This is a genomic window from Streptomyces sp. HSW2009 (assembly GCF_040240285.1).
GTDB lineage: Bacteria > Actinomycetota > Actinomycetes > Streptomycetales > Streptomycetaceae > Streptomyces.
This window is the reverse complement of record NZ_JBEHZD010000302.1, coordinates 1-9,492: the sequence shown is the minus strand read 5'-3', so window position 1 is coordinate 9,492 and position 9,492 is coordinate 1. Positions and strand designations below refer to the sequence as shown.

The window sequence follows — 9,492 nt, the reverse complement described above, 5'->3', positions numbered from 1 at the left end:
CTCCGTTGGCTCCGTTGGCTCCGTTGGCTCCGTTGGCTCCGTTGGCTCCGTTGGCTCCGTTGGCTCCGTTGGCTCCGTTGGCTCCGCCGAGTATGAGGGGCGTTCGTGCCAGGGGTTTTCTGTTGCTCTGTGCGGGCCGGCGATGACGGCGGTACCGGGGTGGGGCAGTGGCCACTGGGGCGGGGTGCTCTTGGCGGTCTTGGCGTGTGCCCCGGCCGGCCGCTTTGCCGGTTCGCGACTGGCTCGCCCTGAGGGGATGGCCGGGACGGCGCTGCCCCGTCGCCTAACGGGGCTGTTGCTGCGTCGTACGGCGCATACCTACCGAGCATCCGGGAGCGAGTCGCTCCGTCACGCACGGGGCGGAGCCCCGGAGCCTGCTCCGTGCCCCGTGCCCAAGGTTCAACCGGCGGATGCGCGGTCCGCAGGGCAGTCGCTGCTCCGTGCCCCATCGCCCAGGCGCCGCCAAAAACCCGGCCGCCCCGTACGAAGTCGGGGCGGCCCGGGCAGCGTGCGACAAGGGGTCGTACGGGGATCAGCCCTGGGAGGCTGGCTGCTGCTCCGTGTCAGGGCGGATGTCGATGCGCCAACCGGTCAACCGCGCCGCCAGGCGGGCGTTCTGGCCCTCCTTGCCGATGGCGAGCGAGAGCTGGTAGTCGGGCACCGTCACGCGCGCGGAGCGGGCCGAAAGGTCGACGATCTCGACCTTGCTCACACGGGCCGGGGACAGGGCGTTGGCGACGAGTTCGGCCGGGTCGTCCGACCAGTCGACGATGTCGATCTTCTCGCCGTGCAGTTCGGCCATCACGTTGCGGACCCGCCCGCCCATGGGGCCGATGCAGGCGCCCTTGGCGTTGAGGCCGGACCGCGTGGAGCGAACGGCGATCTTCGTACGGTGGCCGGCCTCGCGCGCGACGGCTGCGATCTCCACGGAGCCGTCCGCGATCTCCGGCACCTCCAGCGCGAAGAGCTTGCGCACCAGGTTGGGGTGGGTGCGCGAGAGGGTGACCGACGGGCCGCGGACGCCCTTGACGACGCGCACGACGTACGTGCGCAGGCGCGTGCCGTGGGTGTACTCCTCGCCCGGAACCTGCTCCTGCACCGGCAGGATGGCCTCCAGCTTGCCGATGTCCACCAGGACGTTCTTGGGGTCCTTGCCCTGCTGGACGATGCCCGCGACGACGTCGCCCTCGCGCCCCGCGTACTCGCCGAAGGTCACTTCCTCCTCAGCGTCCCGCAGCCGTTGGAGGATGACCTGCTTGGCGGTCGTCGCGGCGATCCGGCCGAAGCCCGACGGGGTGTCGTCGAACTCCCGGGGCTCCGTGCCCTCCGGCGCGTCCTCCAGATCGGAGGCGTCCTCCTTGGCCCACACGGTCACGTGACCGGTCTTCCGGTCCAGCTCGACGCGGGCGCGCCGGCGGCTCCCCTCGGTGCGGTGGTACGCGATGAGGAGCGCGGCCTCGATCGCCTCGACCAACAGGTCGAACGAGATCTCCTTCTCCCGCACCAGACCCCGCAGGGCACTCATGTCGATGTCCACGGCTACGCCTCCTCTTGGCTCTCGTCGTTCTTCTGCTCACTGGTCTTGCGATTGAACTCGATCTCCACGCGTGCCTTGGAGATCTCGTCGAAGGCCAGCCGGCGCTCCGTGGGCTTGCGGCCCTTCACCCCCGGAACCTCCAGGTCGAGCCCCTCGTCATCGACGTCGACGATCCGGGCGACCAGCTCGCCGCCCGCGACGAGTTGCGCCTTCATCAGGCGGCCGATGGCGCGCCGGAAGTGCCGCGGCTCGGTCAGCGGCCGGTCGGCACCGGGTGAGGTGACCTCAAGGACGTATGGGGCGCCGCCCATCACGTCCGCGTCGTCGAGGGTCTGCGAGACCGCGCGGCTCAGCTCCGCACACGCGTCCAACTGCACACCGTCATCGGAATCCACCACGATACGGAGCACACGCCGCTTCCCGGCCGGTGTCACCTCGACCTCTTCCAGATCCAGGTCCCGCGCGCTGACGAGCGGTGCTAGCAGTCCGCGCAGCCTCTCGCTCTGGGTGGTGCTCATCCGGGTGACTCCTCGGCCGCGTGTGCTGTTGTGGGAAGGTCGCGTGTCGGATCAAAGCCTAGCTGTTCCGGCAGCGGGCTGACGATTCGGCGCCGGCGCCCGCTCCGTCCCCACAACGCAGCCCGCACGGTGCGGCCCGTACGGGTCCCGTGCGGCGGGGGCAGCACCGTTGTGGCCGCGGCGGTGGGTACGCTCGCCTGCGGTGATCACGAGCAGGGGATGAGGAACGTGCCGCTCACGACTACATCGCCGGACCCCACGGGCCCGCGCAGACGCAGCCTGCTCGCCATCGCCGGCGGGGCGGTCGGGATCTCGGGCATCGGGACCTTGCTGACCGGTTGCAGCGACGACTCACGGGACACCGCTGCCTCGGACGGGCGCACCTCGGCCGACGCGCGCCTACGGAGCGAGGCGGCCCGGGCCAGCGCCGCCCTACTCGTCCGGTACGACGCGACCATCAGCGCACACCCGGCCCTGGCCAACCGGCTCCGTCCGCTCCGTGGCGAAGTGGCCCGACACGCCGCGGCCTTCGGCTCCCCCGCCCCGTCCGCCTCCGCCACGGCGCCCGCGGCTCCCTCGGCAGCCGCCGCGCGACCCGAATCGCCCAAGGCGGCAGCCTCCCCAAGGGCCGGCGGAGCCACCAGCGGTGCGCCCCGTACCGACGACGTACCGCGGAATCCCCGTGCGGCACTCACCACCTTGGCCAGCGCGGAACGCCGCACAGCCGACACCCAGCTCGCCGCCCTGACCACCGCCTCGCCCGAACTCGCCCGGCTCCTGGCCTCGGTCGCCGCAAGCAGCGCCGCCCACGCCTACCTCCTGGCAGAGAGCCGCACATGACGGCCCGCACCCCACACACTCGACCACCGTGCACGCCGCCTCTCTGCCGCCGCTCGAACCACAGCGCAGGCGGTCGCACCTCTCCACCCCACAGCACAGACCCGTACGGAGCACGAAGCCTCGCGCGCGGAGGTCGACGGTACGGAGTGGGCAACGCACGGGGCACGGGGCACGGGGCACGGGGCACGGGGCACGGGGCACGGGGCACGGGGCACGGGGCACGGGGCGAACGTGCTGCGGTGCGTACGGGGCACGGGGCCGACGCTGTACGTCACGGAACGGTACGGGGCAGATACCACGCCGGCGCACCCATGCAACCGCCCACGTCCCACGGAGCACGGAGCACGGAGCACGGACGGTCCGTGGACGGGGCTCCGTGTCGCACCGTACGGCGGGGACGAAACGCGCAGCAGACCGGACACGGCAGAGCAGGAGACCCACCACGATGAGCATCGCCCCGGAACGCGTCTCCGGCGCCGGAGATGACACCGGCGCCAAGAACGGTGCGGAGAGTGACCAGAACGGGAGCACACCGGCGCAGCGCGCGCTACGGGCCACCCAGGCGGCGCTGGCCGCCGAACACGCCGCCGTCTACGCGTACGGAGTGATCGGCGGGCGGATCGAGGACAAGCGGCTGGCCGAAGCCCGCGAAGGGCTCACCTCGCACCGCGCCCGCCGGGACGCTCTGGAACGGGCCGTACGGGCACTCAAGGGCGAGCCGGTCAGTTCGGCCGCCGCCTACGCGCTGCCCTTTCCCGTACCCGACCCCGCGGCTGCGGCCCGCTTGGCCAGCGAGGTGGAGACCCGGGTCTGCGCCGTCTACGCCGACCTCGTACGGGCGGCCGACGGAGCAGCCCGCGGCGAGGCGGCAGCGGCGCTGCGGGAAGCGGCAGTGCGGGCGGTGCGCTGGCGCGGCAGCAGCGTAGCCTTTCCTGGTCTCGCCGAACGGGCCGCGGGCACCGCGCCGACGATCGCTGCGAGCGACACGGCCGACGTGCTGTGAGCCGACGGACTGGGCAACGGAGCCACGGTTCGACGCGACCGGTCGTCCCCCACACCGACCTACGGCGGCACACAGGCCCCATAGCTCCCCGTACACACCACGGCCGCCCCTCGGCACGCCCCGGAGCGCAACCGCGCATGGCCTGATCACACTCATTACTCCAGGACCACGGCGCACCACGCACCCTCCACACGGGGCACGGGGCACGGGGCACGGGGCACGGGGCACGGGGCACGGGGCACGGGGCACGGGGCACGCTAGCCGTCCGTGCCGGCGTCGGGTAACGGCCGCACTGTGTGAGCCGTACGGGGTGAGGCGGACGAGCCGTGGCCCCGGGGCACGCCGCAACGACGGGGCAGGGCCGACGCGAGACCGTCAGGCAAGGGAAAGGGACAGCTCGGGATGGCAACAGCACCGCACGAGGACGGTTCGGAACCCGCGGGGATTTCGTTCCAGCCACCACACCGCCTGGTCCACTCCGTACGAGCCGAGCACGGTGCGGCCGGCTCCGCCTGGCTGGCGGCGGCGCCCCAGCGCCTCGAAGCGTTGCTGGAGCGCTGGGAGCTGACGTTCGAACGGGTGTGGGCCCCGGGCGGGCGCGGCAGCCTGCTGGCCCTGGTGCACCAACCGGATGGCACGCCGGCCGTACTCAAGCTGGGCGTGGTTGCCGAGCGCACGGACAGGGAAGGCGCCGCGCTCGACCACTGGGGAGGCTCGGGCGCGGTGCGGGTGCTGCGCCGTGCCACCGCCGACGGGGCGCTGCTCCTTGAGCGGTTGCACGGTGAAGTGAGCCTGCGTTCGCTGCCGGAGTCGAAGTCCATGTTGGAGGCCGCAGAAACGGTGCGGCGGTTGTGGGTCCCACCGCCGGCGGACCATCCCTTCCCCACCGTGCAGGACCTCACGGCCCGTCACGCCGCGACGCTACGCGCATCACACGACCAGCCGTGGGCGACGGAACTCGGCCCGCTGATCGAGGATGCCCTGGCCGCGCACGCCGAACTCACTGCCGCCGCCCCCGAGACGTTGCTCCTGCACGGCGTCTTCCAACAGGGCAAGGTGCTCGCCGGCGACCGGGCCCCGTGGCTCGCGATCGCCCCCCGGCCAGTGGTCGGCGAGCGCGCGTACGACCTCGCCTGGCTCACTCGGGAACGTCTCGACACCCTGATCGCACTGCCCGGCGCGGCGAACGCCGCACGCCGCCGCATCAAAAAGCTCGCCGACTCGTTGGAGGTGGACCGTGACCGGCTGCGCGGCTGGGCCCTGTTCCGCTCCGTGACCGCAGGCGTGGACCGGCTCGCGCGGGGCGAGCGGGACGAAGGCGAGTCGCTGCTGGAGTTCGCCGGCTGGCTCTAGCCGGCCGCACCACCCGCTCGGCGCAACCGCCCCGCTCCGTACGCCGCCCCGCACGGAGCGGGGCGGCGGACTGGACGGAGCGGTCGACGGCGCAGGGCACGGGGCGGGCGGCATCGCCCGTACGGGGCCGCTCGGCGCGTACGGGACGCCCCGTGGCAGTCAGGCCGTGAGGCGGGCCAGCGCCTCGTCGATGGGCAGTTCCTCGCGCGCGTTGGTCTTACGGTCCTTCAGCTCGACCACGCCGTTCGCCGCGCCGCGGCCGACGACCAGGATGGTCGGTACGCCGATCAGCTCCGCATCCGTGAACTTCACGCCGGGCGACACCCCGGGGCGGTCGTCCACCAGCACCCGCACGCCCAGGGCGCCGAGGCGCTCGGCGATCTCCAGGGCACGCTCGTTCTGGAGCGCCTTGCCCGCGGCAACGATGTGCACATCGGCCGGCGCGACCTCGCGCGGCCAGCACAGCCCCGCACCGTCGTGGGTCTGCTCCGCCAGCGCCGCCACCGCGCGCGAGACACCGATGCCGTACGACCCCATGGTCACCCGCACCGGCTTGCCCTGCTGACCGAGTACGTCGAGTTCGAAGGCGTCGGCGTACTTGCGGCCGAGTTGGAAGATGTGGCCGATCTCGATGGCGCGGTCGAGCTCGATCCCGGCGCCGCAGGAGGGGCACGGGTCGCCCGGTTGCACAACGACCACGTCCAGGTACTCGTCCACCTCGAAGTCCCGGCCGCAGACCACGTTGCGGGCGTGCGTGTCGGCCTTGTTGGCGCCGGTGATCCAGGCGGTGCCGGGGGCTACGCGCGGATCGGCGAGGTAGCGGAACGCCTTGCCCGCCAGGCCCTGCGGACCGACGTAGCCGCGCACCAGGTCGGGCCGGTCGGCGAAGTCGTCGGCGGTGACCAGTTCGACAGTGGCCGGCGCCAGGTGCTCGCCCAGCTTGCCGAGGTCCACCTCACGGTCCCCCGGCACGCCCACCGCGACGATCTCGCCGTCCACCCGGACCAGGAGGTTCTTCAGCGTGGCCGAGGCCGGCACGCCCAGGTGCACCGCGAGCGCCTCGATGGTGGGAGTGTCGGGCGTGTCCAGCTCCTCCACGGGGCCGTGCGCGGCCCCGTCCCCCGTCTGCTGCACGGTGAAGGTGACGGCCTCCGTGTTCGCCGCGTAGCCACAGGCCGGGCAGTCCACGAAGGTGTCCTCGCCCGCCGCGGCAGGCGCCAGGAACTCCTCGGACGCCGAACCTCCCATAGCTCCCGACACCGCTGACACGATGCGGTAGTCGAGCCCCAGCCGCGCGAAGATCCGGGTGTACGCCTCACGGTGCAGCCGGTACGACTCGGCCAGCCCCTCGTCACTCACGTCGAAGGAGTACGAGTCCTTCATCTGGAACTCGCGCCCCCGCAGCACGCCCGAGCGCGGACGCGCCTCGTCCCGGTACTTCGTCTGGATCTGGTAGACGATCACCGGGAGGTCCTTGTAGGACGTGCACTGGTCCTTGACCGTCAGGGTGAAGATCTCCTCGTGCGTCGGCCCGAGGAGGTAGTCGGCCCCCTTGCGGTCCTTGAGGCGAAACAGCAGGTCGCCGTACTCCTCCCAACGCCCGCTCGTCTCGTACGCCTCACGCGGCAGCAGCGCCGGCAGCAGGACCTCCTGGCCGCCGATCGCGTCCATCTCCTCGCGCACGACGCGCGTGACGTTGTCCAGCACCTTCTTGCCCAGCGGCAGCCAGGTCCAGATGCCCGCCGACGTACGGCGCACGTAGCCGGCACGGACCAGCAGCTTGTGGCTGGCCGTCTCGGCGTCGGCCGGGTCCTCGCGCAGGGTCTTGAACAGCATCGTGGACATGCGCTGGACATTGGCGGCGTGGGCCATGGGAGATCTCCTGCGTACGGGTGCGATGGGCGAGAGGTTAACCGCAGCGGGTCACCCCGCGGAAACGACTTAGTCTCCTGAGCTCCGTGCGCCCCGTGCCCCGTACGGAGCCCATCGCCACCGCCCCGCGGCCCCGTCATCACACGGAGCACGGAGCGACGCTGCCTCCGCGCCCCGTGCTTGCGCCGTAAGTCCCATCCGCCCAGGCGCGACATGAGACTCCCCTGCGCCCCGTACGGGGCCCATTCCGCCACCACCTCACACCCTGCGGCCCGAAGCTCCGTGCTCCGTGCTCCGTGCTCCGTGCTCCGTGCTCCGTGCTCCGTGCCAAGGCAAACAGGACGCCACCGCTCCACGCCCCGTACTCGGTACCCCGCGCGCGAAGCTGCGCGCGCCCCGCCCCGTACTCCGCACCTCGCGCGCGAGGCTCCGCCGCCCCGTGCCCCGTGCCCCGTGCCCCGTGCCCCGTGCCCCGTGCCCCGTGCCCCGTGCCCCCGGCGAGGATCGGCGCCCCGTCGCGGCTCCGTGCCCGTGACGCGGCGCACGGGGCGAGGGAAGGCGCGCCGCGTCCCGGCGACCCTGGTGACGTCAGTGGGCACCGCGCCGCGGACCGCGGCGCCTGCCAGCCCAGCGGGACGTACCCCACGTCTGCGGGCGCTCCCCCGACTGTACCGAGATCACCCCCGGCGCAGCGGCAGGCGCGCCCCCATCACGACGTACGGGCTGCGCGCGCTCGGGAAGTGGACGGGGCGGGCCAGGTCGCAGTAGCCGAGGTCGCGGTAGAGGCCGCGGGCGGGGGTTTCGGCGTCGATCGCGGAGAGGATGCTGCGCGGCTCCACCACCCCGTCGGTGATCGTGGTGATCAGCGCCCGGCCGATGCCGAGCTTCTGGTGGGACGGGTGGACGTGCAGTTCGGTGATGACGAAGGAGTCGTCCAGCCAGCCCTCGTGCCCGCCGGCACGCAGGTACGGGGCGACGACGGTGGACCACCAGTACGAGCGCTGGTTGGGCAGGCCGTAGACGAACCCGACGAGGCGCCCCGTTGCGGTGGTCGCCCCCAGGGCCCGCGCGCCCGGGGTGGCGAAGTGCCGGAGCACGATGTGGCGCCGTACGCCGATCTCCTCGTCCGTCAGGCCGAAGGCGTGGGCCTGCACGGCGAGCGCATCGTCGACGCGGGCCGCCAGATCGCGCGGCCCGATGGCGATGTCTCGGGGGACGGGGGGCTGCCCGCCGACGCGATGCGACATGAGCCGCACCCTACTGGCCGGCCCCGTGGCGTCAGAACAGAACGCTCATGAACGCGCCGACCTCACGGAAGCCGACGCGTCGGTAGGCGGCGCGCGCCGCGGCGTTGTAGTCGTTGACGTACAGGCTGACGACCGGTGCCACGTCGCGCAGGGCGTGCGAGAGCACGGCGGCCATGCCGGTTTCCGAGAGGCCGCGCCCGCGGTGTTCAGGGGCGACCCACACACCCTGGATCTGGCAGGCGCGCTGGGTGGCGGCCCCAATCTCCGCCTTGAAGACGACCCGGCCGTCGTCGATGCGGGCGAAGGAACGACCGGAGCCGACGAGTTCGGCGACCCGGGCCTGGTAGAGCAGGCCGCCGTCGCCGGCCAGCGGCGAGACGCCGACCTCTTCGGTGAACATGGCCACGCACGCGGGCATGATCACGTCCATCTCGTCCTTGCGGACGCGGCGGACCAGCGGGTCCGGAGCGATGTCGTTGGGCATCTCGGTGGCGATCATCAACGGCTGGTGGCCGCGCACCTCGCGCGCGGGGCCCCAGCTCGGTTCCAACAGGGACCACAGGTCAGCGGTGGCCTCGGCGGGGCCGACGATGGAGGAACAGCGGCGCCCGGAACGACGCGCCCGGTCGGCGAAGGCCCGTACGGCCTCCGGCGTGGCGCAAATGGGGACCAGATTGGCCCCGGCATAACACAGTGATTCAAGCCGTCCGCCGGCGTACCAACCCCACATTTCACCGCCGAGCCGCCACGGGTCCAGACCCGCTGTCTGGACCCGTGCGGCGACAAAGGCATTGGCGACCGGATCGCGGTCGAGTACGGCGAGTGCCGCGTCGAGCTCGCCCGGCTCAAGGACCCTGGTGGTGGTCGTCGTCAGCACGTGTCGGTACGCCTCGTGGTGGTTGCGGTCCAGTGGGCCGCAGGGGACTCGGTTTCCGCACTGTACCTCGGTCCCCCGCGACGCACCCCCTGCAACCGGGAACGCGGTAGCGCCCGCGGGCGTCAGCTCACGGATACCTGGGGTTCACCGGAAGCAATTCCGTCGCGTTCCATCTCTTCGGCGATCTTCATCGCTTCCTCGATCAGGGTCTCCACGATCTTCGATTCCGGCACGGTCTTGATGAC

The 9,492-nt window shown here is 72.3% G+C and carries 8 protein-coding genes and 1 pseudogene; 3 read left to right on the top strand and 6 right to left on the bottom strand.

Going from position 1 to position 9,492, the window contains the following annotated elements; translation table 11 throughout:
* Positions 1 to 532: 532 nt before the first annotated feature.
* Together nusA and rimP are read right to left on the bottom strand one after the other, a co-directional pair.
* The gene (gene nusA, locus AAHZ94_RS21180; protein ID WP_349994559.1) at positions 533 to 1,537 is read right to left on the bottom strand and encodes a transcription termination factor NusA; all 1,005 of its coding nucleotides are present in this window, start codon (positions 1,535 to 1,537) and stop codon (positions 533 to 535) included.
* Between the two features lie 2 nt (positions 1,538 to 1,539).
* Positions 1,540 to 2,055 carry a ribosome maturation factor RimP gene (rimP, locus tag AAHZ94_RS21175; protein WP_349994558.1) on the bottom strand — a complete coding sequence of 172 codons (516 nt, stop codon included), beginning with the start codon at positions 2,053 to 2,055 and terminating at the stop codon, positions 1,540 to 1,542.
* Between the two features lie 219 nt (positions 2,056 to 2,274).
* On the opposite strand from rimP, the gene AAHZ94_RS21170 reads away from it, so the two are divergent.
* The 3 genes from AAHZ94_RS21170 to AAHZ94_RS21160 all read left to right on the top strand — a co-directional run bounded on the left by AAHZ94_RS21170 (position 2,275) and on the right by AAHZ94_RS21160 (position 5,251).
* Positions 2,275 to 2,895 (top strand): hypothetical protein, encoded by a 621-nt coding sequence (locus tag AAHZ94_RS21170; RefSeq protein WP_502964729.1) that lies wholly within the window; start codon positions 2,275 to 2,277, stop codon positions 2,893 to 2,895.
* A gap of 445 nt (positions 2,896 to 3,340) precedes the next feature.
* The gene (locus tag AAHZ94_RS21165) at positions 3,341 to 3,898 is read left to right on the top strand and encodes a ferritin-like domain-containing protein (protein ID WP_349994556.1); all 558 of its coding nucleotides are present in this window, start codon (positions 3,341 to 3,343) and stop codon (positions 3,896 to 3,898) included.
* A gap of 402 nt (positions 3,899 to 4,300) precedes the next feature.
* Entirely contained in the window at positions 4,301 to 5,251 is a 951-nt protein-coding gene (locus AAHZ94_RS21160; protein ID WP_349994555.1) for an aminoglycoside phosphotransferase family protein, read from the top strand.
* Positions 5,252 to 5,410: 159 nt separating this feature from the next.
* On the opposite strand, the gene AAHZ94_RS21155 is transcribed toward AAHZ94_RS21160, so the two are convergent.
* The 4 genes and pseudogenes from AAHZ94_RS21155 to AAHZ94_RS21140 form a co-directional block, all read right to left on the bottom strand.
* Positions 5,411 to 7,123: a proline--tRNA ligase gene (locus tag AAHZ94_RS21155; RefSeq protein ID WP_349994554.1), complete on the bottom strand. Its 1,713-nt coding sequence runs from the start codon at positions 7,121 to 7,123 to the stop codon at positions 5,411 to 5,413.
* A 677-nt stretch (positions 7,124 to 7,800) separates the two neighbouring features.
* The gene (locus tag AAHZ94_RS21150; RefSeq protein WP_349994553.1) at positions 7,801 to 8,370 is read right to left on the bottom strand and encodes a GNAT family N-acetyltransferase; all 570 of its coding nucleotides are present in this window, start codon (positions 8,368 to 8,370) and stop codon (positions 7,801 to 7,803) included.
* A gap of 31 nt (positions 8,371 to 8,401) precedes the next feature.
* Positions 8,402 to 9,247 (bottom strand): GNAT family N-acetyltransferase, encoded by an 846-nt coding sequence (locus AAHZ94_RS21145; RefSeq protein ID WP_349994552.1) that lies wholly within the window; start codon positions 9,245 to 9,247, stop codon positions 8,402 to 8,404.
* Between the two features lie 122 nt (positions 9,248 to 9,369).
* Positions 9,370 to 9,492, bottom strand: a pseudogene (locus AAHZ94_RS21140) (flavodoxin-dependent (E)-4-hydroxy-3-methylbut-2-enyl-diphosphate synthase); the annotation flags it as partial.

Bases quoted from the DNA above. Each gene is read 5' to 3' on its own strand.
- rimP (WP_349994558.1), bottom strand. From the start codon at position 2,055: ATGAGCACCACCCAGAGCGAGAGGCTGCGCGGACTGCTAGCACCGCTC.
- AAHZ94_RS21170 (WP_502964729.1), top strand. From the start codon at position 2,275: ATGAGGAACGTGCCGCTCACGACTACATCGCCGGACCCCACGGGCCCG.
- AAHZ94_RS21155 (WP_349994554.1), bottom strand. From the start codon at position 7,123: ATGGCCCACGCCGCCAATGTCCAGCGCATGTCCACGATGCTGTTCAAG.
- AAHZ94_RS21165 (WP_349994556.1), top strand. From the start codon at position 3,341: ATGAGCATCGCCCCGGAACGCGTCTCCGGCGCCGGAGATGACACCGGC.
- AAHZ94_RS21160 (WP_349994555.1), top strand. From the start codon at position 4,301: ATGGCAACAGCACCGCACGAGGACGGTTCGGAACCCGCGGGGATTTCG.
- AAHZ94_RS21150 (WP_349994553.1), bottom strand. From the start codon at position 8,370: ATGTCGCATCGCGTCGGCGGGCAGCCCCCCGTCCCCCGAGACATCGCC.